Annotated in this window: 24 protein-coding genes and 1 other annotated feature; all 24 genes read left to right on the forward strand. The window is 38.2% G+C overall.

The features are described 5' to 3' along the window. The first annotated feature begins 11 nt into the window (after positions 1 to 11). The 24 genes from BT1A1_RS07220 (at position 12) to carB (ending at position 25407) form a co-directional block, all read left to right on the forward strand. On the forward strand, positions 12 to 836 hold the full coding sequence (locus tag BT1A1_RS07220; protein WP_051989055.1) for a cell division protein FtsQ/DivIB: 825 nt from the start codon (positions 12 to 14) through the stop codon (positions 834 to 836). Beyond that, positions 826 to 1524 carry a DUF881 domain-containing protein gene (locus BT1A1_RS07225; RefSeq protein ID WP_034769615.1) on the forward strand — a complete coding sequence of 233 codons (699 nt, stop codon included), beginning with the start codon at positions 826 to 828 and terminating at the stop codon, positions 1522 to 1524. The genes BT1A1_RS07220 and BT1A1_RS07225 overlap by 11 nt, the downstream gene beginning before the upstream one ends. Positions 1525 to 1612: 88 nt before the next feature. Further along, the gene (locus BT1A1_RS07230; RefSeq protein ID WP_161522392.1) at positions 1613 to 2287 is read left to right on the forward strand and encodes a DUF881 domain-containing protein; all 675 of its coding nucleotides are present in this window, start codon (positions 1613 to 1615) and stop codon (positions 2285 to 2287) included. 4 nt (positions 2288 to 2291) lie between these two features. Continuing rightward, positions 2292 to 2654: a small basic family protein gene (locus BT1A1_RS07235; protein WP_034769618.1), complete on the forward strand. Its 363-nt coding sequence runs from the start codon at positions 2292 to 2294 to the stop codon at positions 2652 to 2654. Positions 2655 to 2826: 172 nt separating this feature from the next. After that, positions 2827 to 4110, forward strand: a complete 1284-nt coding sequence (gene ftsA / locus BT1A1_RS07240; protein ID WP_034769619.1) for a cell division protein FtsA — start codon at positions 2827 to 2829, stop codon at positions 4108 to 4110. Positions 4111 to 4149: 39 nt separating this feature from the next. Beyond that, positions 4150 to 5301: a cell division protein FtsZ gene (gene ftsZ, locus BT1A1_RS07245; protein ID WP_034769620.1), complete on the forward strand. Its 1152-nt coding sequence runs from the start codon at positions 4150 to 4152 to the stop codon at positions 5299 to 5301. 409 nt (positions 5302 to 5710) lie between these two features. Next, on the forward strand, positions 5711 to 6634 hold the full coding sequence (gene spoIIGA / locus BT1A1_RS07250; protein ID WP_034769622.1) for a sigma-E processing peptidase SpoIIGA: 924 nt from the start codon (positions 5711 to 5713) through the stop codon (positions 6632 to 6634). 95 nt (positions 6635 to 6729) lie between these two features. After that, positions 6730 to 7449, forward strand: coding sequence for an RNA polymerase sporulation sigma factor SigE (sigE, locus tag BT1A1_RS07255; protein ID WP_034769625.1), 720 nt, complete (start codon positions 6730 to 6732; stop codon positions 7447 to 7449). A gap of 152 nt (positions 7450 to 7601) precedes the next feature. Beyond that, positions 7602 to 8375: an RNA polymerase sporulation sigma factor SigG gene (gene sigG, locus BT1A1_RS07260; protein WP_034769628.1), complete on the forward strand. Its 774-nt coding sequence runs from the start codon at positions 7602 to 7604 to the stop codon at positions 8373 to 8375. 215 nt (positions 8376 to 8590) lie between these two features. After that, positions 8591 to 9412 carry a peptidoglycan editing factor PgeF gene (gene pgeF, locus BT1A1_RS07265; RefSeq protein ID WP_034769631.1) on the forward strand — a complete coding sequence of 274 codons (822 nt, stop codon included), beginning with the start codon at positions 8591 to 8593 and terminating at the stop codon, positions 9410 to 9412. Between the two features lie 3 nt (positions 9413 to 9415). Beyond that, positions 9416 to 10090 carry a YggS family pyridoxal phosphate-dependent enzyme gene (locus BT1A1_RS07270; RefSeq protein WP_034769634.1) on the forward strand — a complete coding sequence of 225 codons (675 nt, stop codon included), beginning with the start codon at positions 9416 to 9418 and terminating at the stop codon, positions 10088 to 10090. Between the two features lie 18 nt (positions 10091 to 10108). Next, entirely contained in the window at positions 10109 to 10555 is a 447-nt protein-coding gene (locus BT1A1_RS07275) for a cell division protein SepF (RefSeq protein ID WP_034769636.1), read from the forward strand. Between the two features lie 8 nt (positions 10556 to 10563). Next, positions 10564 to 10824 (forward strand): YggT family protein, encoded by a 261-nt coding sequence (locus BT1A1_RS07280; protein ID WP_034769638.1) that lies wholly within the window; start codon positions 10564 to 10566, stop codon positions 10822 to 10824. Positions 10825 to 10865: 41 nt separating this feature from the next. After that, positions 10866 to 11639 (forward strand): YlmH family RNA-binding protein, encoded by a 774-nt coding sequence (locus BT1A1_RS07285; protein ID WP_034769640.1) that lies wholly within the window; start codon positions 10866 to 10868, stop codon positions 11637 to 11639. A 97-nt stretch (positions 11640 to 11736) separates the two neighbouring features. Further along, complete coding sequence (locus BT1A1_RS07290) at positions 11737 to 12252, forward strand: DivIVA domain-containing protein (protein ID WP_034769642.1); 516 nt, start codon at positions 11737 to 11739, stop codon at positions 12250 to 12252. A 217-nt stretch (positions 12253 to 12469) separates the two neighbouring features. Beyond that, positions 12470 to 12695: a binding site (T-box leader), on the forward strand. A gap of 106 nt (positions 12696 to 12801) precedes the next feature. Then, complete coding sequence (gene ileS / locus BT1A1_RS07300; RefSeq protein WP_034769646.1) at positions 12802 to 15576, forward strand: isoleucine--tRNA ligase; 2775 nt, start codon at positions 12802 to 12804, stop codon at positions 15574 to 15576. Between the two features lie 554 nt (positions 15577 to 16130). Then, the gene (locus tag BT1A1_RS17395) at positions 16131 to 16421 is read left to right on the forward strand and encodes a TraR/DksA C4-type zinc finger protein (RefSeq protein ID WP_051989057.1); all 291 of its coding nucleotides are present in this window, start codon (positions 16131 to 16133) and stop codon (positions 16419 to 16421) included. A gap of 142 nt (positions 16422 to 16563) precedes the next feature. Then, on the forward strand, positions 16564 to 17028 hold the full coding sequence (gene lspA, locus BT1A1_RS07310; protein ID WP_034769648.1) for a signal peptidase II: 465 nt from the start codon (positions 16564 to 16566) through the stop codon (positions 17026 to 17028). A 1-nt stretch (position 17029) separates the two neighbouring features. Continuing rightward, the gene (locus BT1A1_RS07315; RefSeq protein WP_034769651.1) at positions 17030 to 17941 is read left to right on the forward strand and encodes an RluA family pseudouridine synthase; all 912 of its coding nucleotides are present in this window, start codon (positions 17030 to 17032) and stop codon (positions 17939 to 17941) included. Positions 17942 to 18204: 263 nt separating this feature from the next. Beyond that, positions 18205 to 18744, forward strand: a complete 540-nt coding sequence (pyrR, locus tag BT1A1_RS07320) for a bifunctional pyr operon transcriptional regulator/uracil phosphoribosyltransferase PyrR (protein ID WP_034769654.1) — start codon at positions 18205 to 18207, stop codon at positions 18742 to 18744. 179 nt (positions 18745 to 18923) lie between these two features. Beyond that, complete coding sequence (locus tag BT1A1_RS07325; protein WP_034769656.1) at positions 18924 to 19859, forward strand: aspartate carbamoyltransferase catalytic subunit; 936 nt, start codon at positions 18924 to 18926, stop codon at positions 19857 to 19859. Continuing rightward, a complete protein-coding gene (locus tag BT1A1_RS07330) occupies positions 19825 to 21117 on the forward strand; it encodes a dihydroorotase (protein ID WP_034769658.1) in 1293 nt (430 codons plus the stop codon). Before BT1A1_RS07325 ends, BT1A1_RS07330 begins: the two co-directional genes overlap by 35 nt. Then, a complete protein-coding gene (locus BT1A1_RS07335) occupies positions 21114 to 22211 on the forward strand; it encodes a carbamoyl phosphate synthase small subunit (protein WP_034769660.1) in 1098 nt (365 codons plus the stop codon). The genes BT1A1_RS07330 and BT1A1_RS07335 overlap by 4 nt, the downstream gene beginning before the upstream one ends. Continuing rightward, positions 22192 to 25407: a carbamoyl-phosphate synthase large subunit gene (gene carB / locus BT1A1_RS07340; protein WP_034769663.1), complete on the forward strand. Its 3216-nt coding sequence runs from the start codon at positions 22192 to 22194 to the stop codon at positions 25405 to 25407. Before BT1A1_RS07335 ends, carB begins: the two co-directional genes overlap by 20 nt. Positions 25408 to 25412: the final 5 nt, after the last annotated feature.

The following is a 25412-nucleotide window of genomic DNA, read 5'->3' on the forward strand; positions in this document are numbered from 1 at the left end:
GGGTGTGAATTTTGCCAAATAAAGTAGTATCACTTGAAGATCGATTGCCCAAACTAAAAGAGCAAAGAAGAAAGCGGGCAAACCGTAGACTGATCATTTTATTATTCTTCTTTTTTTTGTTTGTTTGTGGATTTATTTATATCCAATCACCTTTAAGTAGAGTAGGGGAGCTGACGATTGACGGGAATCACTTTGCTTCAAAGGAGAAAATTGTCAAGGCAAGTAAATTAACAAACAAATCGATTGTTTTGAATATGAAAAAAAGTACACTCGAACATCGTATTTTACAAGTACCGGAAGTAAAAAAAGTGAAAATTGATATGAAATTTCCTAACCATATCATTATTAAAGTTGAGGAATACAGGCAAATTGGTTTTTTATATATCGAAGGACAAGCAAAACCGCTTTTGGAAAATGGGCATGTGACCAGAATAACAAGTGATATGACCACACAACCGGGTCCGGTCTTAAAAAGTTTCGATAAAGATAAACCTTTACAGATGACGATAAAGGAATTAAAAGCAATGCCTGATGAAATTCGACAATTAATTTCTGAAATTATTTTTGCTCCCAAGAACACAGATCCATACAGTATCATTGCCTTTATGAATGATGGTAATGAGGTGCATGCAACATTAAGAACTTTTGCTGAAAAAATGGTCTATTACCCGGATCTCGTTAAACAATTACAACCTGAAGAAAAAGGAATCGTTGATCTAGAAGTCGGTGTATTTTTTAAATCTTATCAATCGATAAAAAATGGAGACACAAAAAATGATGAGCCTGTAAATGATAAACACGCAACGGAAGAAAGCGGGGAAGAAAATGAAAATTAATCGGGTTATTCTTTCCCTTGTCTTTTTAGTTTTAGGGTTTATGATCGCTTTTTCTTATCAATTAACAAAAAAGCAACAGAGTGATACGAGTATGACGGATCATGAATGGGAAAGGACTATTCAATTGCGGAATGATTTAATCGATTTGGAGGAAAAGAACCGACAACTTCAAAAGGAGTTGAATGAAAAGCAAGCCAAAATCATTGCCATAGAAAATGAGATGGCTGAAAATGAAAAAAATTTATCCAAAACTGCAAAAGAGGCAGAAAAACTCCGCATGATTTTAGGAAAAGTAAAAGTCCAAGGAGAAGGAGTCATCGTCACGTTAAATGATGGGAATTATAATCATGAAGAAGGGAACGTGAACAATTTTATTGTCCATGAACATCACGTATTGAAAACCGTCAATGAATTATATATCTCCGGTGCAGAAGCAATTGCGATAAACGGGAAGAGGTTAAAAAATAATTCATATATTGTGTGTGATGGTCCTGTCATTACGGTTGATGGTGAACAATTTCCTGCCCCTTTCATCATTAGTGCCATAGGAGATAAAGATACACTCGAAAAAGCACTGACCATTCAAGGGGGCGTAAAAGATCAACTAGTCAGTGACAATATTGTGTTTAAATTGGAAAAATTAGATCGGATTGTAATGGACCCCACTTTGGGAAACCGAGCAGACTAGAAAGGTAAAGGAAATATAGAAAGTATGGTGATCCATGAAGAAGAAAAATAAAATAATGTTCTTTTTGATAACCATATTGGCAGGGTTTATGCTAGCGATTCAATTCAATACGACTCATCAAGAAAACAATTTAGCTGATGATACGAGTGATTTATGGGAACTGCGTCAGCAATATTTGTCCGAAAAGGAATTGGAGACTTATTTTCATCAACAAATTCGTCAGTCTGAAGATAAAATTGCTCAATACGAAACAGAAAGGCATAATCGTAATGGACAAGTTTTACAAGACACATTGAATGAACTAAAAAAAGAGGCCGGTTTGAAAGAAATTTCCGGTCCGGGGATTATCCTATCTATAACGCCTGCCTATGAATACATTACTCCCGGTCAGAGTAAAGTATACATATCACCCGATGTATTAAGAAAATTAATCAATGAATTGAATATGTATGGAGCTAAAGCGATATCTATTGCGGATCAACGAATCATATCAACAACAACCATTCGTAATATACAAGGTGAGACAAAAGTCGATGGTTACCCCCTTCGAAAATTTCCTTTAGAGATTAAGATCATTGCAAATGATCATGAGACAGTAAAAAAACTTTACAATCAGATGCAGATTTCAACCGTTCCCGATGATTTTTTTATTGATAATTTGAAGGTATCGATATCAGAACCTCAGGAGGAAATCATAATTCCTGCCTATAGTAGTAGTGTTTCCGTTAATCATATGCAAACTGTGAAAGAAGAAAGGAAATAACATTATGTGGCTCCCCGTTTTAGGATTGGTAATCGGAATAACTTTAGGCTTATTAACAGATATGAGTGTCCCGCATGAATATCAAAACTATTTATCTATTGCTGTTCTGGCTGCCCTTGATACATTAATCGGAGGAATTAGAGCCCAATTGCAAAATTTATTTAATGAAAAAATCTTTGTTTCAGGGTTCTTTTTTAATATAATTTTAGCTGCAAGTTTAGCTTTCCTTGGCGTCCATCTTGGTGTAGACTTGTATTTAGCAGCAGTATTTGCTTTTGGTGTTAGGCTATTTCAAAATATAGCTGTGATTAGAAGAATTTTATTGACCAAATGGGATCAGAAAAGAAAAAATGAAAAAGAAAGTTAAAATTAAAGGAAAATCGGTGAAAAATAGCGAATATCTTAAATAAATCATTCAGGTTTTTCACTTTATATGAAATACTTCCAATTAAAACAGCAGTATTTTATAGTAAGTATACACTTTTTCCATTATTTGGAACTTGTTGTTGTTCAATGAAAAGTAGGAGGAGGTGCCACAGATGAACAGCAATGATATTTTTGTAAGTTTAGACATCGGTACATCCACGGTCAAAGTGATTATTGGGGAAATGGTTAATGATGTATTAAATATTATCGGCGTCGGTAATGTAAAGTCAGAAGGTCTGAAAAAAGGCTCGATTGTCGATATTGATAATACAGTCCAATCAATAAAACGTGCTGTTGAACAGGCAGAGCGGATGATTGGTATGGAGATTCGTCAAGTGATTGTTGGTATCCCTGCTCACCATGTTGACTTATTGGATTGTCATGGTGTCGTTGCTGTTAATGGAGAAAACAGGGAGATTACAAATGAAGACGTGGCAAGGGTGGTGGATGCGGCTCAAGTCATGTCAATCCCGCCGGATCGGGAAATCATCAATATTGTAAAAAAACAATTTATTGTTGATTCACAGGATGAAATTAATGACCCCCGTGGAATGATCGGTGTACGCTTAGAAATGGAAGGATTTTTAGTTACTGGATCAAAAACATTGCTATTGAATATTCTCAGATGTGTGGAAAAAGCAGGACTTGAAATTATTGATATCGTTCTTCAGCCACTTGCATCCGGTGAGATAGCTTTATCCAAAGATGAAAAAAATCTTGGTTCTGCGCTAATTGATATTGGCGGGGGCTCCACAACGGTGACTGTATTTGAAGATGGATACATGAAAGGCACTTGTCTTTTACCCGTCGGCGGTGACCATATTACGAAAGACATTTCTATTGTATTAAGAACTACAACAGAAGATGCTGAAAAGGTAAAATTAAAACATGGACATGCTTTTTATGACCATGCTTCTGTTGATGAAGTATTTGAACTTCCGATCATCGGTACGAACCAAAAACAACAGTTTACACAGCTTGAACTAGCTGAAATTATTGAAGCAAGGGTTGCCGAAATTTTTGATTTCGTTCAAGATGAACTGAGAAAAATGGGCGTAGATTATTTGCCCGGGGGGTATGTGATAACCGGAGGAGTCGCCAATATGCAAGGGCTGGCAGAACTTGCCCAAGCGATTTTTCAAAACCGTGTCCGAATCGCAATCCCTGACTATATAGGGGTGCGAGAACCACAGTATGCGACTGCAGTTGGTATGATCAAATATTTTTATAAGAATGCGAGATTACAAGGAAGATTTCTAGATTCGGTCGTTATGCCAATGGAACAGAAGGAAAAAAGAACAGTGAAACAGCAACCTGCCAAAGGGAAAAATTCAAATTTACATGAAGAAAAATTAGCTAGTAAAATGAAAAGATTTCTTGGTTCTTTTTTTGAATAAATGCATAGGTTTAAGTAATTTGAATTAGGAGGATTTTGCATGTTGGATTTTGAAACATACGTAGACCAATTAGCAACAATTAAAGTAATTGGTGTTGGTGGCGGCGGAAACAATGCAGTCAATCGCATGATCGAACACGGCGTCCAGGGGGTTGAATTTATCGCTGTCAATACAGATGCCCAAGCTTTGAATCTTTCAAAAGCGGAAATAAAACTGCAAATTGGCTCCAAATTAACCCGTGGTCTTGGAGCAGGTGCAAATCCGGAAGTTGGGAAGAAAGCCGCTGAAGAGAGTAAAGAACAAATTGAAGAAGTGATTAAAGGGGCAGATATGGTCTTTGTCACGGCAGGAATGGGCGGTGGAACCGGAACTGGTGCGGCGCCTATAATTGCCAGTATTGCAAAAGAATTAGGTGCTTTAACTGTCGGTGTTGTTACTCGTCCGTTCAGCTTTGAAGGGAAAAAACGGGCTACGCAAGCTGCCAATGGGATTACTTCGATGAAAGAAGCCGTTGACACATTAATTGTTATTCCGAACGACCGTCTTCTTGAAATTGTGGACAAGAGCACACCGATGTTAGAAGCTTTTAAAGAGGCTGATAATGTCCTTCGTCAAGGTGTTCAAGGTATTTCTGACTTAATTACCACTCCTGGTCTCATTAATCTCGACTTTGCCGATGTGAAAACCATTATGTCCAATAAAGGATCCGCTCTTATGGGAATCGGTATTGCCTCTGGTGAAAGCCGTGCTCAAGAAGCCGCTAAAAAAGCTATATCTTCTCCTTTACTGGAAACATCGATTGATGGTGCTCAAGGAGTTCTAATGAACATAACGGGTGGAATGAATTTGAGTTTGTATGAAGTACAGGAAGCTGCCGATATCGTTGCCTCTGCATCTGATCAAGAAGTGAACATGATTTTTGGTTCTGTCATTAATGAAAATTTGAATGATGAAATTGTTGTTACGGTAATTGCAACCGGATTTAGGGAAGAAAACGATCAAAATAAACCAACCCGACCAACTCATAGTCATAACAAGAACCTTAATACAAACCAAACACATCAAAAACAAAATCGCGAGACACCGGTTCGAGAAGAAAAACATCAAGAACCAACTCGAACAAATTCCAGCACACAGGAAGATTTACTGGATATTCCTACATTTTTGAGAAACAGAAATAATCGAATCTGATATTTAGCTGTTACTCAAAGATATAAAGAAAAAATATAAGGCTGTTCTTGAAACGCAGCAACTCATGCTTTACAGAATTTTTTAGAAAATCTGTAAGGGAGCTGCTTTTCGAGAACAGCTTTTTTGTAGAAAAATTTTTGTGAAAACCTCGGATTCGTTTTATTGTTTCACTTCAAGGACAGGCTGCAATAACAAAATTTCTCCTTTCGTAATAATCGAAAAAGATCATTCCGATTCTTTTGACAAAATCGGAGAAAATTCCTGAAAACTTCTTAAATTTTACGGTCAAAAAGCGACACACTTTTACGAGAGGCAGTGCTATACTTTTTCATAACATAAAAATACTAGAGAGCCGCCTTTTTACTAGGGCTAAGTAATTCCGTTCTTTGGAGAAAAGGGGAATGAGGGGTTGACCTTATATTTAGATATTATTTGGCTTTTAAATTTTTTGTTTGATAGCATGCTCTTATCATTGACCGGTGTTATATTAAAAAGAAAAATTCGAAAACGGAAAATTTTTTTTGGTGGTTTGATTGGCTCGATTATCGTGTTTGCTCCCTTTATAACGAATGCTGCTTTGTTTTCTTCTCCTCTTTTTAAAATAGCAATTTCAGTACTGATGGTATGGATTGCTTTTGGTTTCAAGCGAATGCGGTTTTTCTTTACCAATTTATCTGCATTTTATTTACTCACTTTTGCGATTGGGGGAGCGCTAATTGGTTTGCATTATTTATTTAGTTTCCAATATAACGCAGCAAATGCTTTATTTTTAACTAATATCCGTGGCTTTGGGGATCCGATCAGTTGGTTGTTTGTCATCATTGGGTTTCCAATACTTTATTTTTTTTCAAAGGATACTTTTGATAAATGTGAAACTGTCAAAATAGAGTATGAAAATCTTGTGGATGTTGAAATCTCAATTAACAATCAAACAAAACAATTAAGGGGGCTGGTAGACAGTGGAAATCAATTATATGATCCTTTGACAAAAAAACCGGTTTTAATTGTCTCACTAAGAAAAACAGCCGGTTTCTTTCCAAAAGAGGTTTTAGCGGTTTTTGAAGATGTTCATCAACTTTGGAAGGAAAATGAATTACCATCGGAATGGATGAATAAAATTTCCATCATTCCATATCGGGTTGTTGGTAAAGACAATTTGCTTCTGGCTGCCGTTAAACCGGACAAAGTAGTTATTCGCGTTGACAAAAAGATTTATCAAACAAACCGGCTTTTGTTGGCATTTATCAATCAAACATTATCCGCTGATGATCGTTTTGATTGTATCATTCATCCAAAAATTTTAGCACAATCGCATCACGAACAAGTTTCCTGATGGTAATGATCATAGACAAAGTCAAGTGCGTTCAATTCGTTCAAGCACGTTTCGTTTGCTTTAATCAAGTGGCTATGTTAGAGAGGGGAATGGTCATGAAAAAATTGAAATTTCATTTTTACTATTATTGGAACAAGTTGTTAAAGAAACTAAAGTTAAAAACCGATGAAATCTATTATATCGGAGGCAGTGAAGCTCTTCCGCCACCACTTTCCAAAGAAGAGGAAGAGATTTTAATCAATAAACTTCCTAAAGGGGATGAAACAGCCCGTTCGCTGTTAATTGAAAGAAATTTACGGCTCGTCGTTTATATTGCGAAAAAATTTGAAAATACCGGCATTAATATTGAAGATCTAATTAGTATTGGCACCATTGGATTAATAAAAGCGGTCAATACGTTTAATCCGGAAAAAAAGATTAAATTAGCCACGTATGCTTCGCGCTGTATTGAGAACGAAATATTAATGTATTTACGGAGAAACAATAAAGTACGCTCAGAGGTTTCTTTCGATGAACCATTAAATATTGATTGGGACGGGAACGAACTCCTTCTATCAGACGTGCTTGGAACAGAAAATGATATTATCACGAAAGATTTGGAAGCGCGTGTCGATCGAAAACTGCTGATGAAAGCTTTACATACATTATCCGATCGTGAAAAGCAAATTATGGAATTGCGCTTTGGTCTGGTAGGAGGCGAGGAAAAAACACAAAAAGATGTTGCCGACATGTTAGGTATATCACAATCCTATATTTCAAGATTGGAAAAGAGAATATTCAAAAGATTGAGGAAAGAGTTTGAAAAAATGGTTTAATATTATTTTTGAAAAATATTTTTCGCTAGTTTCCTTTATTTATCAAGGATAGGAAGTTTATCGAAAAATCACTCATTTGTTACAGTGCATATTTTTCCTTCCCAGGGAGATACTGAATTTTGTAAAAGCATTCCTCGGAGGAGGGAAACCTTATGCGTAACAAAGTTGAAATCTGTGGTGTAGATACATCCAAACTTCCGGTTTTAAAAAATGAAGAAATGAGGGAATTATTTAAGGAAATGCAAAATGGCGATTTGTATGCCAGGGAAAAATTAATTAACGGAAATTTGCGATTAGTTTTAAGTGTGATTCAACGATTTAATAATCGTGGTGAGTATGTCGATGATTTGTTTCAAGTTGGCTGTATCGGATTAATGAAATCAATTGATAATTTTGATTTGAGTCAAAATGTTCGATTCTCCACCTATGCAGTTCCAATGATTATTGGGGAAATTCGCCGGTATCTTCGGGATAATAACCCGATCCGAGTCTCCCGGTCATTGCGTGATATTGCGTATAAATCGTTACAAATCCGCGAACGGTTAATTGCTGAAACATCGAAGGAACCGACGGCTGAGGAAATTGCCAAAGAGTTAGGTGTTCCTCAAGAAGAAATCGTCTTTGCTTTAGATGCGATTCAAGACCCGGTTTCCTTATTTGAACCGATATACAATGATGGTGGAGATCCGATTTATGTAATGGACCAATTAAGCGATGAAAAAAATAAAGATTCCAATTGGATTGATGAAATAGCATTAAAAGAGGGTATGCGCCGTTTAAATGAGCGGGAAAAAATGATCTTGAAAAAAAGGTTCTTCCAAGGAAAAACACAGATGGAAGTCGCAGAAGAAATCGGTATTTCACAAGCGCAAGTTTCTCGTCTTGAGAAAGCAGCCATTAAAGTTGTGGCAAAAAATATTCAGTAAGCCTCCTTTAAAAGGTGGCTTTTTTTTTGTTTTAAAAAAAAAGCACAAGTCATCTGTCGCTTTAGGCTAGTTAATAAAACGAACCTAAAATTAATCATTTGTATTTTATTCTGTGAGAAAAGAACAGTAATATTAGAAACAATTGCTTAATTTTGAACGAATAGTATGATAAACTGAAATATGTATTGTGTGATGTGAAGAGATGAGGGAATCATATGACTGAACCGTTCCATCTAATGGATGATTCATATTTTTTAATTAAAAATTGGCAAAAAATAAACCCGAGAATTTTTGCGGGATTTACAACGAAAATGGGCGGAATAAGCAGTGGCCCGTATTTTAATAATAATATGGGACTACATGTTGGCGATGATAACGCTAAAGTCGTTTTTAACCGAAACCAATTTGCAAAAAAAATCAATTTTCCCATTTCCAATTGGGTGTGCTGTGAACAAACCCATGGTTCGAATGTACAGTACATTGCAGAAACAGATTGGGGAAAAGGGACTGAATCTTATGGAGATAGTTTAAAAGATTGTGATGGGATCTATACAGATAAAGGGGATACTTTACTTGCTCTTTGCTTTGCAGATTGTGTACCTATCTATTTTTTTGCACCAAAGTATGGACTTTTTGGAATTGTTCATGCGGGTTGGAAAGGTACGGTAAAAAATATAAGCCATTCACTCATTGAACAGTGGAGAAGTCGTGGAATTCCCGTGGAAAAAATATTCGTAACCATTGGTCCTTCCATTTGCAATCAATGCTATATTGTAGATAATAAAATTATAGATCAAGTTGAAAAACTTCCGCTAAACGCTGTACAACGTTTTTATACTCAAGTAGAAAAAAGTCAATATCAAATCGATTTAAAAGCATTAAATCAAGCCTTGTTAGAAAATGAAGGGATTTTGCCCGACAATATTCAAGTATCCGGTCTTTGTTCCAGCTGTGACCAAACTTATTTTTATTCCCATCGCCGCGATAAAGGACAAACAGGTCGAATGATAGGTTTTATTGGAATCAGGGAGGCATAAACATTGAAAAGCGTTGAAAGTAATTTACAAATCATCACAGAAAAAATTGCGAAAGCTTGCGAAAAAGTAGGGCGAGATCCGGAAGAAGTAACGATTATCGCCGTAACAAAATATGTGAAGATTGAACGCGCTCAAGAGGCTTTGAAAGCAGGAATTATTCATTTAGGGGAAAATCGCGATCAAGAATTGCTGAAAAAATATGAAGTTTTAGGGAATCAACCGATTTGGCACTTTATCGGAACATTGCAAACAAGGAAAGTGAAAAAGATTATTGATAAAGTTGACTATATTCATTCCCTTGATCGGCTTTCATTAGCTGAAGAGATTCATAAACGGGCCAACAGAAAGATACCTTGCTTTGTTCAAGTGAATGTAAGCGGGGAAGAATCGAAACATGGATTGCCACCTGAAGAAGTTCTTCCGTTTATCCAGCAATTAGCAATGTATTCAAATATTGAAATTGTCGGTTTAATGACAATGGCACCATATATTAAAGACGAACAAATATTGAGGAACTGTTTCCGTTCCTTAAAACAGCTTCAGGATGAAATTCAAAATCTGAAATTACCTTATGCCCCTTGTACAGAATTATCTATGGGGATGTCTAATGATTATGAAATTGCCGTTGAAGAAGGGGCGACATTTGTTCGAATCGGTACATCTTTGGTCGGTGAGTAAATCGGGAGGTGAAGAATTTTGGGTATAAAGTCGAAATTCAAAACATGGTTTTTCTTAGATGATAATTATGAAGACGAATACGAAGCGGAGTATGATGAACCGGTAGAATATGAAAATACCACCGGACCGTCGCGCTTCCAACAACAAAAGAAAAACGTTGTCAGTTTACAAAGTATAAAAAGTTCCTCAAAGCTCGTTTTAGTTGAACCGCGAGTTTTTAATGATGCTCAAGAAATTGCTGATCATTTAAAAAATCGCAGAACCGTTGTTGTTAATTTGCAGAGAGTCGAAAAAACAGAAGCGCGAAGAATTGTCGATTTTTTAAGCGGCACCGTTTACGCCATCGGTGGCGAAATCCAAAAAATCGGTTCATATATTGTGTTATGCACACCGGATAATGTGGAAGTAACCGGTGCGATTTCCGACGCTTTTATCAACAATAATTTTGAAGACACGAGGTGGTAAAAGAAATTATGTCAATCATTTTTGATATTATTCATTCTGTATTTAACATTTATTTTTATGCTTTACTCATTTATATTTTCATGTCTTGGATTCCCGGAGCGAGGGAGTCACAAATCGGTCAATTCCTTGGAAGTATTTGTGAACCATATTTGGAGCAGTTTCGAAAATTTATCCCGCCTATTGGCATGTTCGATTTTTCACCAATTGTTGCGTTATTTGTTTTACAATTAGCCCAAGTCGGTTTAAATTCGATCCAAACATGGATTTAGTTATCTATCATCAATGATACATCTTGAAATAAGGAGAAGTTATGTCAATATATCAGCATTTTCGTCAGGAAGAAAAAGAATTTATTGATCAAGTACTGAATTGGATAGACTATGTTGATAAAAATTATGCAGGAAAACTGACCGATTTTTTAGACCCTAGAGAGCAATATATTGTTCAATCAATTATCGGAAAAGAGAGAAGCTGTAGAGTTCAATTTTTTGGCGGCGCAAAACAATCTGAACGTTGCCGGGCTTTTCTTCATCCGGATTACTATGAACCGGCAGAGGAAGATTTTCAAATCACTTTGTTTGAAATCATTTACCCGGAAAAATTTGTAACACTCACGCATCCTGAAATTTTAGGGAGTTTAATGAGCCTTGGCTTATCAAGGGGAAAGTATGGAGATATTCTCATCAAAAATAAACAAATTCAATTTTTCTCTGCCAGTGAAGTAGCTGATTATATTCGTACAAATTATATGACTGTAGGAAAGACAAAAATCCAACTGCAGGTAAAGCCTATGTCAGAAAGTATAGTGACTGATGAATTGATGACGGAACATTCCGTGACTGTTTCATCCCTTAGACTTGATACGGTTCTATCGCAAGCCGGTCGCATGTCAAGGCAGAAAGTGCAAACATTAATTGGACAAGGGTTAGTTAAAGTAAATTGGACAACTGTTGATTCTCCTTCTTTTCCTTTGAAAGAAGGCGATCTCATTTCGGCAAGAGGCATAGGGAGAATTCGATTAATTACGGTTGGAGATAAAACAAAACGGGATAAGTGGAAAATCACTTTAGGAAAAATGAAATAAAAATTTATTTTTGGCAGGATTTTCCCCGCAATCTGTCGAAACTTAGTGTATAATAAAAGACAACCGTATTTTCTGATTTTTATATGGAGGTGGCATGATGCCGTTAACGCCGTTGGATATACATAATAAGGAATTTGCCAAAACCTTTCGTGGGTATGATGAAGATGAAGTGAATGAATTTTTAGATCAAGTGATAAAAGACTATGAAATAATCATTCGAGAAAAACGCGAATTAGAAAATCGAGTCAAAGAATTAGAGGAAAAATTAAAGCATTTTAGTTCCATTGAAGAAACATTGAATAAATCAATCGTTGTTGCTCAAGAGGCCGCGGAAGAAGTAAAAGGCAGTGCGCAAAAAGAGGCGAAGTTAATCATTCGCGAGGCTGAAAAGAACGCGGATCGAATTGTTAATGAAGCTCTCTCAAAAGCGAGGAAAATAGCCTTAGAAATTGAAGATTTGAAAAAACAATCAAAAGTATTCCGCAATCGATTTAAATTATTGATTGAAGCCCAACTGGATATGATCAATTCAAACGATTGGGAACAATTAATGGAGTTTAATGTGGACGCAACCGAATTAAAGTCGGCTGAGGAGGATATCGTTATTAAGTAATTGCTTAAATGGGGAGAGCCAAGAAGATGAGGGAATCAAGGACCTCTGAGTACCTGAGCTTCTGTTTTTCATATAAAAGAAAAAGGAAAACGACGGCTGTTTTTCCCGGACTTTTTGGATTTCCTCTAAAAATAACTGGATTTATGCAAATTGTTATTGACTTCTATCACCATATTTGCATATAATTCCTTATATCCATAAAATATTCTCATATTATTTACAAACAATGAAGGGGACAGTACAATTTTTCTGCTTTTATCCAGCGAGTCGAGGATGGTGGAAGCTCGATTAAAAAGGGAAATTGGAAAATCACCCCGGAGTTCCTGCTCTGAAATTGAATAGTAAGGGTGGGCGTGTTTCACGTTATAAAATGAGCGGACAAAGAACGTCTTTTCTCTTTGTCTATTTGGGTGGTACCGCGGGAAAGCTTTCTCGTCCCATATACAGGGATGTGAAGGCTTTTTTATTTTACTTTATAGCCAAAATGATTATTCTTACCAAAACTGGTTAACACTGTTACCAAAATTCGTATTAAGGAGGGCAATTTCATTGGATTATAAAGATACATTATTAATGCCGAAAACTGATTTTCCAATGCGTGGAAATTTGCCGAAAAAAGAACCGGAAATTCAAGCACGCTGGGAAGAAATGGATATTTATAAAAAGGTTCAAGAACGGACAAAAGGACGTCCAAAATTCATTCTTCATGACGGACCACCATATGCAAACGGCAGTCTACACATGGGTCATGCTTTAAATAAAGTTTTAAAAGATTTTATTGTTCGTTCCCGGTCCATGATGGGCTACGATGCTCCGTATGTTCCGGGGTGGGATACCCATGGCTTGCCAATTGAACAAGAATTGACAAAAAAAGGTGTGAAAAGAAAAGAACTGTCCGTTGTTGAATTTCGTAAACTTTGTGAGCAATATGCTTATGAACAAGTCGATATTCAACGGACCGGCTTTAAAAAATTGGGTGTACGCGGTGATTGGGAACATCCATATTTAACTTTACACCATTCATTTGAAGCACAACAAATTCGTGTTTTCGGTGAAATGGCGAAAAAAGGATTAATTTATAAAGGATTAAAACCGGTATATTGGTCGCCGTCATCGGAATCGGCATTAGCTGAAGCAGAAATTGAATATAAAGATATCAAATCACCATCCATTTATGTGGCATTCCCGATTAAAGACGGCAAAGGGGTGCTTGACTCGGATACAGAAATCGTTATTTGGACGACAACTCCATGGACCATTCCGGCCAACTTAGGGATCTCTGTTCATCCACATCTGCAATATGTTGTAGTCAACGTAGGAAACAGGAAGTTCGTAGTCGCCGAAGACTTATTGAAGTCCGTCAGTGAAGAATTAGACTGGATAGATTATCAAGTCTTGAAAACGGTCAAAGGTTCTGACTTAGAATATGTTTTAGCGAAACATCCGTTTTATGATCGTGATTCGCTTGTTATGTTGGGTGAACATGTTACAACCGATGCCGGTACCGGTTGCGTTCATACCGCTCCCGGTCATGGGGAAGATGACTTCTATGTTGGTCAAAAATATAATCTTGATGTACTCAGTCCCGTCGATGACAAAGGTTGCATGACCGAAGAAGCACCCGGCTTTGAAGGATTGTTTTACGAAGAGGCAAACAAGCATATTACGAAAAAGCTGGAAGAAGTTGGCGCATTACTTAAATTATCATTCCTTACCCACTCGTATCCGCATGATTGGCGGACGAAAAAACCGGTTATTTTCCGAGCAACACCGCAATGGTTTGCATCCATTGATCCAATTCGTGAACAACTGTTAAAAGAAATCCATCAAGTGAATTGGTATAATAAATGGGGCGAAACAAGACTGTATAATATGATTCGTGATCGCGGTGACTGGTGTATTTCAAGACAGCGGGTTTGGGGTGTACCAATTCCGGTATTTTATGCGGAAAATGGTGAACCGATTATTACCGAAAAAACGATTGAACATGTTGCAAGCCTATTCGAACAACATGGATCCAATATTTGGTTTGAAAGAGAAGCGAAAGACCTTCTACCTGAAGGATTCAGTCATCCGGGCAGTCCGAATGGTTTATTTACAAAAGAAAATGATATTATGGACGTTTGGTTTGATTCCGGTTCCTCTCATCATGGTGTATTAAGAACTCGTGAAGAACTTCAATTTCCGGCAGATATTTATTTGGAAGGTTCCGACCAATACCGTGGCTGGTTTAACTCTAGTCTGATTATCAGTGTTGCGGTTAACGGTGTTGCACCATATAAAGGAGTTGTATCAAACGGGTTTACTGTCGATGCGGAAGGTAAAAAGATGTCAAAGTCCATCGGAAATACCATTGTTCCTGATCAGGTGACAAAGCAATTCGGTGCCGATATTTTGCGATTATGGGTCGCTTCTGTGGATTATACGGCAGATGTCAAAGTATTCATGGATAATTTTAAACAAGTGTCTGAAGTGTACAGGAAGATTCGCAATACGCTTCGATTCATGCTCGGAACAACAGCTGATTTTGATCCGAAGCAGCATACAGTCCCATATGAAAACTTACGTGAAGTTGACCAATATATACTGGTAAAATTAAACAATCTCGTGAAAAAAGTACGGCATGCTTATGAAACATATAACTTCATGGAAATTTACCATGATATGAACAAGTTTTTCACGATTGACTTAAGTTCATTCTACTTAGATTTTGCCAAAGATGTTCTTTATATTGAAGCAGAAAATAACCCTATTCGTCGTTCCATGCAAACGGTCATCTATGAATGTCTCGTATCTTTAACAAAAATGTTAGCGCCGATTTTGGCACATACAGCCGATGAAGTATGGGCATATATAAAAGGTGTTGAGGAAGAAAGTGTCCAACTGACCGACCTGCCGGAATATAAAGAATACCCAAATGCCGTTCAACTGGAAGAAAAATGGTCGCAATTTATGAAATTAAGAGATGACGTGTTAAAAGCTTTGGAAGAAGCTCGCAATGAAAAAATAATTGGTAAGTCACTGACAGCAAAAGTTACTTTATATGTTCACGATGATGTAAAACAATTACTAGATTCCATTTCAGAAAATATTGGACAAATTTTCATTGTCTCTGATTTTGAAGTGGCCGGTCATTATGATGAAGCGCCAAGTAATGCATTGAAATTGGAAAAGGCCTCCATTGTCGTAACAAAAGCTGAAGGAGAAACTTGTGAACGTTGCTGGGTAGTGACAAAGGATGTCGGTCATAACCATCATCATCCGACATTATGTACCCGCTGTGCAAATATTGTAGAAGAACATTATAGTCATTTAGTTAATTAACAGATTTACCCAAGAAAAGCGCAGAGCGCCCGCTTAGCGACGTACAAACTGGAGCGCCCCGCAATGAGAACAGATTTGCTTCCCTGAATAGGCATCGCACGAAGAAAATGCGAATGCATTTTCGAGGAAAAGGAAACACGGCGAGGCACGAGCCGATGTTGACTTATCGTAGTGAAGCTACTCCTAGAGTGAACTTCATGAGTAATCTTCCTTGATATACTTCATGAAGCTTTGCGACGAGCTGAACATCCGCTTCCTCGAATAGGCTATGGCGCAGGAGCACATTAAAGGGGAGCTAGTTTCTCAGTCGCTGGCGCTCGGAGCTAGACAATAAAACTAATCCCAAGTTATTTACTTGTATTTTTATACTTTCTTATACTATAAAAAAGGGAAGAATTGTCTTCCCTTTTTTTGCTTGTTTAAAAAGATTTTTACATTTCTACCTTGTATTTAATGAAATAGAAAATAGTTATAGCCGTCAGAAAGGAACAATCGGTAATAATAAACATACAATAACAATTAGAAATTGGATCACGGATGGGAGGGTACATTCCTTGAGTCAATCGCTACATGATCTTTATAATGAAATTGTTGCAATGAAAATTGATTTAGAAGAGCACCTTAACAATCATGAATTGTCACCTCAAGTAAAACAAATGGCCGAGGAAGAACTGTCAGATTTAATTGCGACAATAGAAAAAATTGAAACCGGTCATTATGGCGTTTGTGAAGAAACAGGGCATCCAATCCCAGTTGAATTTTTAACTTTTCAACCAACCGTTCGTTCCTTAAGTGAAATGAAAACATTACTGAAATATTTAAAAAAACCGGTTTTTCCCTTTTGACAGGTATAACTATATGTCCTGTCTTTTTTGTGTATAAACATTTTTATATCCAGTAAATAAAAAAATTCCAACGGTAAATGCAAAAAATGTTCTTTTATGCTACAATGCAAAAAGAGTCTATCTAGAGTTTGGAGGGCGTGCATTGCTGTATTATTTGCTTTCAATCATCATTATCGGTTTCGATCAATTGACGAAATGGATGATCGTTAAATTTATGGATCTTGGTGAAAGTATCCCTGTTATCGAAAATTTATTTTACATAACATCACACCGAAATCGTGGTGCCGCTTGGGGCATTTTACAAGGGCAGATGTGGTTCTTTTACCTCATCACCGTTATTGTAGTCATTTTTATCATTTATTATTTGCAAAAATATGCGAAAGGAAAACCGCTAAATAGTATCTCATTGGCCTTCATGTTAGGAGGAGCTGTTGGCAACTTCATTGACCGTTTGTTTCGCAAAGAAGTCGTTGATTTTATTGATGTAAAAATATTCGGTTATGACTTCCCAATTTTTAATATTGCTGACTCTTCTTTAACCATCGGGGTTATATTATTAATAATTGTCATGTTTTTAGAAGAACGTAAAGAGAAAAAGGAGCAATAATATGGAAAAGATTTTGCACATTGTCCGTGAGGATCAAGCGGGTGAAAGAATTGATAAATTGATAACATCTCTTGAAGAAGATTGGTCCCGGACGCAAGTGCAGGAATGGATTAAAGATGGTGTTGTGTCGGTTAATGGTAATAAACCAAAAGCCAATTATAAATGCGAAACTGGCGATAAACTGGTCATCAATGTGCCGGATCCTGTTCCATTAAATGTTGAACCGGAAGAAATGAATTTAGATATTTACTATGAAGATTCGGATGTTCTTGTTGTTAATAAACCGCGTGGAATGGTCGTTCATCCGGCACCGGGCCATGTAACCGGAACGCTTGTCAACGGGCTGCTTGCTCATTGTAAAGATTTGTCCGGTATTAATGGAGTGATGCGACCGGGAATTGTCCATCGTATTGATAAAGATACATCCGGTTTACTGATGGTTGCAAAAAATGATTTTGCACATGAGTGTTTAGTCGAACAACTCGTTGAAAAGTCGGTAACAAGGAAATATGAAGCGATAGTTCACGGCGTTATTCCGCATGATTACGGAACGGTGGACGCACCGATTGGACGGGATAAAAATGATCGACAAAAAATGGCAGTGGTCGATAATGGAAAACATGCCGTCACCCATTTCCGTGTGCTTGAACGTTTTCAAGACTATACTCATATTGAATGTGAACTGGAAACAGGCAGAACCCATCAAATCCGGGTTCATATGAAATATATCGGTTATCCGCTCGCCGGTGACCCGAAATATGGACCGAGAAAAACTTTAGAAATTGATGGACAGGCACTCCATGCCGGGGTTCTTGGCTTTATTCATCCGAGAAAAAAGGAATATATGGAATTTCGTGCACCATTGCCCCAGGAATTTCTAGTGCTTTTAGAACAATTACGGATGAACTTGTAACGGGGAATTGATGCACTGGTCAGGTCATCACTTAATGTTTTTAATAAATAATTATCTTTTTCGCCATTGACAAAATCGGAAATTCATTTTATGATCATAACAGAACTGAATAGCACCTTTAAATCAGTCCAGAGAGTCTGAGAAGGGAACGGATTATTTTTTAAAAAAGAAACAGTTTATTCTCCTGCCCTCTTTGGCAGGAGTTTTTTATTGAAACGGAAATGGATCACGCGAATGTTCCATAAACAATGGAGGGAAGCAGATTGCAAAAAGCAATTGTTTTGGATGAGCAAGCAATCCGAAGAGCATTAACCCGGATCGCTCATGAAATCATTGAAAGAAATAAAGGGATTGAAGATGTTGTTCTTGTAGGAATTCGTACACGCGGCATATTCTTGGCAAGAAGGTTGGCTGAAAAAATTAACCAAATTGAAGGAAAAAATGTACCGGTTGGCGAATTGGATATTACTTTGTATCGGGATGATTTATCCATCAAAACAAAGGATAAAGAACCGGAAGTTTTAGGTTCGGATATTCCGGTTGATATACATAATAAAACCGTTGTCTTAGTTGATGATGTCTTGTACACCGGAAGAACAGTCCGAGCAGGAATGGATGCCCTCATCGATTTCGGGAGACCCGGCCTGATTCAACTGGCCGTACTTGTTGATCGAGGTCATCGTGAACTGCCGATTCGCGCAGATTATGTTGGAAAAAACATACCGACAGCAAAAACGGAGATGATTGTTGTTGATCTGGTGGAAGTTGATCATATCGACCAAGTGACAATCCATGACACATAAAAAGATTGCCCTTTTAACAGACAGTCCAGAGAGGCTGGAAAGGGGAAGGCTGAGTGTCAGTCGGAAGTAGAACCTGCTTCAGGCTGTGAATGCAACGCTACTCATTTACCTCTTTCCATATACTGGAAAGAGGTTTTTTTATACTAAATGTTTCTTAATGAATCAAGGGGGGAGATTCAATGAAAAGTTTATTAACGATGGATCAATTATCAACTGAAGAAATTCTGGCAATTTTACACGAAGCTGATGAATTTTCAAAAGGGAAAACTTGGCAACCGGAAAATCAAACCTTTGTAGCGAATATGTTTTTTGAACCAAGTACCAGGACAAAATGCAGTTTTGAAGTGGCTGAGCGAAAACTTGGGTTTCAAGTCATCCCGTTTGACGCAGGTTCATCAAGCGTGCTTAAAGGGGAAAGTTTGTATGATACGGTGAAAACATTGGAGGCCGTCGGTGTTTCTGCTGTCGTCATTCGCCATGAAAAAGAACGCTATTTTGATGAACTTAAAACGATTCATATCCCTATTATTAATGGCGGTGATGGTTGCGGCCACCATCCGACCCAATCATTACTTGATCTGTTGACAATAAAACAAGAATTTGGTCGCTTGGACCAGTTACATGTGGCAATCATCGGGGATATTCGCCATAGCAGGGTGGCCCGTTCGAATGCAGATGCATTAACAAGATTAGGGGCGAAAGTCAGTTTCTCCGGGCCGGTTGATTGGTTTGATGAATCAATCATTAAACAAGGAACATACTTGTCTATCGATGAAGCCATCGAACAGGCTGATGTCGTGATGTTACTAAGAATCCAACATGAAAGGCATAAAATGATTTCTTCTCTGACGAAGGAGGAATATCATCAAACATTTGGACTTACCTTGGAAAGAGAAAAAAGGATGAAAAAGCATAGCATTATCCTCCATCCGGCACCGGTCAACCGCGATGTGGAAATAGCTTCTGAACTTGTTAAATGTAACAGATCACGGATTTTTAAACAAATGGAAAATGGCGTGTTTATCCGAATGAGTGTATTGAAACGGGCGATACAGCAACAAAATGAAGGGGAGAAAATATATGAAACTCATTATAAAAAACGGATTGCTAATTAATGAAAATGGTTCATTGGAAAAGAAACATCTGTATATTGACAACGGACAAATTGTAAAAATTTCGGAACATCTTTCAGGGGAGGATCAAGCAGAAAAAGTAATCGATGCGAACGGATTATTCGTGAGCCCGGGATTTATTGATGTCCATGTTCATCTGCGGGAACCGGGCGGGGAACATAAAGAAACGATAGAAACCGGTACAAAAGCTGCAGCAAAAGGCGGTTTCACAACGATATGTGCCATGCCGAATACCAACCCGGTTTCGGATTCAAAAGAACAGATTCAATGGTTAAAAAAACGAATCCAAGAGACAGGAAAAGTTCGCGTTCTTCCATACGGTTCGATCACAAAAGGACTGGCGGGCGACCAACTGAATCATTTTAAAGAATTGGCAGAAGCGGGTGCGTTTGCTTTTACTGATGACGGGGTTGGCATTCAAACGGCAGAAAGAATGTATCAAGCGATGAGGGAGGCGGCAAAAGTAAATAAAGCCATTGTCGCCCATTGTGAAGATATGTCCCTTGTACAAGGTGGTGTCGTCCATGAAGGGAAAGTTGATAAACGGCTTGGTCTAAAAGGGATTACTTCCCTTGCCGAATCGGTTCAGATTGCCAGAGATGTTTTGCTCGCAGAACAATCCGGCTGTCATTACCATGTTTGTCATATTAGTACGAAAGAATCTGTGAGAATTGTCCGCGACGCAAAAAGAGCAGGCATTCATGTGACAGCGGAAGTCTCCCCCCATCACCTGTTATTATGTGAAGACGATATTCCGGGTAATGACACGAATTATAAAATGAATCCGCCGTTAAGAAGTCGGGCTGATCAGGAAGCACTTATTGAAGGCCTGCTTGACGGAACCATTGATCTAATTGCCACTGACCATGCGCCACATAGTGAGTCAGAAAAACGTCAAGGAATGGAAAAAGCGCCGTTTGGCATCGTCGGCTTGGAAACAGCTTTTCCCCTTCTCTATACAAATTTTGTTGAAAAAGGGGTGCTATCACTAAAACAGTTGGTTGATTTCTTAACAAAAAAACCGGCAGATATTTTCAACTTGCCATATGGAAAATTGGCGGAAGGAAATGTGGCTGACTTAGTTCTTATTGATTGGAAACAAGAGGAGACGATTGATCCGGCTACTTTTGTATCGAAAGGAAAAAATACACCGTTTGCCGGTTGGACATGTAAAGGTTGGCCGCAAGCAACCATTGTTTCGGGCGAAGTTGTCTGGGAGAAGGAGCGTGTTCATCATTGAAAAGACAATTAATTTTAGAAGACGGAACGATTTTTATTGGCGAGGCTTTTGGAGCAAATAATGACTCAATCGGAGAAGTTGTTTTTCATACCGGCATGACCGGCTATCAAGAAATTATTACTGACCCTTCTTTTGCCGGACAAATTGTAACATTGACATATCCGTTAATCGGAAATTACGGGGTGAATCATGAAGATTTTGAAACATTTCAACCGGCAATTAAAGGATTGATTGTTAAAGAAGCGGCTGACTACCCTTCAAATTTTCGCAGTCAAATGACCATTGACACTTATTGTAAAGCAAAAAATATCCCCGGTTTGCAAGGGATTGATACGCGTAAATTAACGAGGAAAATTCGTCAATTCGGTACATTACGTGGGATGTTATGCGGGATCGATGTAAACAAAGATGAAGTGATTGATCGACTGAAACGGGAAAAGGCGGCAAACGACCTTGTATCAACCGTCTCAACCAAGCAAATTTTTCCGAGTCCGGGCCGGGGCTATCGTGTCGTTTTGGTTGATTTTGGGATGAAACACGGAATTCTCAGGGAATTAACACATCGAAATTGTCATGTCATTGTTGTTCCTCATAACACAACAAGTAAAGAGATACTGGCTTTACATCCGGATGGCGTGATGTTATCGAACGGACCCGGGGACCCGAAAGATGTTCCGTATGCCGTCAAAATGGTGGAAGAATTACTTGGTCAAGTTCCGCTTTTCGGAATTTGTCTAGGTCATCAATTATTGGCTTTAGCAAATGGGGCTGATACGGAAAAACTGAAATTCGGTCATCGCGGAGCCAATCACCCGGTTAAAGATGTCAGAACCGGAAAAGTCATTTTAACGTCGCAAAACCATGGCTATGCAGTGTCACTCGATTCTGTAAAAAATACGAATCTGGAAATTACTCATATTGCGATAAATGACGGAACAGTAGAAGGGTTGAAACATAAAAAATATCCGGCGTTTTCCGTTCAATATCATCCGGAAAGCGCCCCGGGTCCGGAAGATGCCAATGATTTATTCGATCAATTTATCGAATTGATTCAAAAATGGGAGGAAGCGGGTCATGAAACGTACAGATATTAAGTCGATTTTAGTCATCGGTTCCGGTCCGATTATTATTGGGCAGGCTGCTGAATTTGATTATGCGGGTACGCAAGCATGTTTAGCTTTAAAAGAAGAAGGATATCGGGTGATCCTTGTTAATTCCAATCCGGCAACGATCATGACCGATACAGAAATTGCCGATGTCGTTTATATGGAACCTTTAACCGCTGATTTTATCACGCGTATTATTCGAAAAGAACGACCGGATGCACTCCTTCCAACATTAGGCGGACAAACCGGCTTAAATTTAGCAGTTGAATTATCCAAATCCGGTATCCTCGAACAATATGATGTCGAAATTTTAGGGACAAAATTGTCTTCAATAGAAAAAGCAGAAGATCGGGAATTGTTTCGGGAATTAATGAATGAAATTGGTGAACCGGTACCGGAAAGCATGATTGTCCATAATTTGGATGAAGCCTATGCATTTGTTAAAGAAATCGGTTATCCGGTCATTGTCCGCCCGGCTTTCACATTAGGCGGCACAGGCGGAGGGATCTGTGAGAACGAAAATGATTTAATCGAGATTGTTTCAAACGGCTTAAAATTAAGTCCTGTTCATCAAGTTTTACTGGAAAGAAGTATTAAAGGTTTTAAAGAGATTGAATATGAAGTAATGCGTGACAGCAAAGACCAAGCGATTGTCGTTTGTAATATGGAAAACATCGACCCGGTCGGAATCCATACCGGTGACTCGATTGTTGTTGCACCGAGCCAAACGTTGTCGGACAGAGAATATCAATTATTACGCAATGTTTCCTTGAAAATCATTCGTGCTCTGGAAATTGAAGGGGGTTGTAATGTACAAATTGCTCTGAACCCAAATAGTTTTCAGTATTACATCATTGAAGTAAATCCGCGAGTTAGTAGGTCGTCTGCTCTCGCTTCGAAAGCAACCGGTTATCCGATCGCCAAAATTGCCAGTAAGATTGCGGTCGGCTTAACATTGGATGAAATGATCAATCCGGTTACCGGGAAAACATATGCGATGTTTGAACCGGCACTGGATTATGTTGTAACGAAAATACCGCGGTTTCCGTTCGATAAGTTCGAATCGGCAACAAGAACACTAGGTACCCAAATGAAGGCTACCGGAGAAGTTATGGCCATTGGACGGACGTTTGAAGAATCTTTACTTAAGGCGGTTCGTTCCTTGGAAGCGGGTGTTTACCATATAACAATCGATGCATTTGAAAAATTAACGAATGACTGTTTAGCAGAAAAGATTCGACAAGCGGATGATGAGCGGCTCTTTTATATTGGCGAGGCATTAAAACGGGGCATTCATATTGATGAGATACATGAATGGAGCGGGATTGACTTATTTTTCCTGCATAAGTTTAAGAAAATCATCGAATTAGAGCAAGAATTGAACGAAAATGTTTTCGATATTGAACGGTTAAGAAAAGCGAAGGAAAAAGGTTTTTCCGATAAAATCATCGCAAAACTTTGGAATATGCCGGAAATCGATGTATATCAATTGAGAAAAAAATATGGCATCATGCCGGTTTATAAAACGGTTGATACTTGTGCGGCCGAGTTTGAAGCAACCACGCCGTATTATTACGGGACATATGAAGAAGAAAATGAATCCGTAAAAACCGACCGGGAGAGCATCCTCGTTATCGGTTCAGGGCCGATTCGGATTGGTCAAGGGGTTGAATTTGATTATGCAACGGTTCATTCTGTATGGGCAATTAAAGAAGCCGGTTATGAAGCAATCATCATAAATAATAACCCGGAAACCGTATCAACAGACTTTAGTATTTCCGATAAGCTTTATTTCGAACCGTTAACGATTGAAGATGTCATGCATGTTATTGAAGTGGAACAGCCAAAAGGAGTAGTTGTTCAATTTGGCGGGCAAACAGCGATTAATTTAGCAAATCAATTAGTCGAACATGGGGTAAACATATTAGGAACTCAATTGGAAGATGTCGATCGTGCGGAAAATCGGAAAAAATTTGAGGAAACTTTACAAATGAACAACATTCCCCAGCCAAAAGGAAGTACAGCATTAAGTATTGCTGAAGCAGTTGAAATTGCCGATGAGATTGGGTATCCGGTATTGGTTCGGCCGTCTTATGTACTTGGCGGAAGAGCGATGGAAATTGTTTATCATAAACAAGAGTTATTACATTATATGGAAAATGCCGTCAATGTGAATCCGGATCAACCGGTTCTGATCGATCGCTATATTACCGGAAAAGAAATTGAAGTGGATGCCATTTCAGATGGAACGAATGTCTTAATCCCGGGGATTATGGAACATATTGAACGTGCCGGTGTCCATTCAGGGGATTCAATCGCCGTTTATCCGTCACAAAATTTATCCGCTGCCGTAAAAGAAAAAATTGTTGATTATACTATGAAACTGGCACATTCCTTACATATTATCGGGCTTATTAATATCCAATTTGTGGTTAGCGGCGAAAATGTGTTTGTCATTGAAGTAAATCCGAGGTCAAGCCGGACAGTTCCATTTTTAAGTAAAATAACGAATATACCGATGGCCAAAATTGCCATGAAAGTCATTTTAGGAAATACGTTAAAAAACTTACATCTGCCGACCGGGCTCATTCCGGAAAAAGAAGGGGTCTATGTAAAGGTACCTGTCTTTTCGTTTGCGAAACTAAAAAATGTCGATATTTCTTTAGGACCGGAAATGAAGTCTACCGGCGAAGTGATGGGGAAAGATTACACATTAGAAAAAGCACTTTATAAAGGTCTGGTCGCTTCAAGAATGAACATGCATACGCACGGATCGGTCATATTAACAGTGGCGGATAAGGATAAGGAAGAAGCCGGTCTGTTGGCCAAAAGATTCCACCAAATCGGTTACCGGATCCTGGCAACAAAAGGAACGGCAATGTATTTAAAAACAAAAAACATTCCTGTAGAAGAAGTGGAAAAAGTAGAAAGCAGCGGCACAAATAATTTATTGGATATCATCCGAACCGGGCAAGCGCAACTCGTCATTAATACGATGACAAAAGGGAAAGAAATTGCCCGAGACGGTTTCCGAATCCGTAGAGAATCGGTGGAAAATGCGGTTCCATGTCTGACTTCCCTTGATACAGCATGGGCGATTTTAAAGGTACTTGAATCACTTGTCTTCTCCGTTGATTCAATGAAACAAGAAAAGGTGCACGCCAAGGAGATGATTGAAGTTTGAAGAAA

Source organism: Caldibacillus thermoamylovorans (assembly GCF_000751775.1).
GTDB classification, from domain to species: Bacteria; Bacillota; Bacilli; order Bacillales; family Caldibacillaceae; genus Caldifermentibacillus; species Caldifermentibacillus hisashii.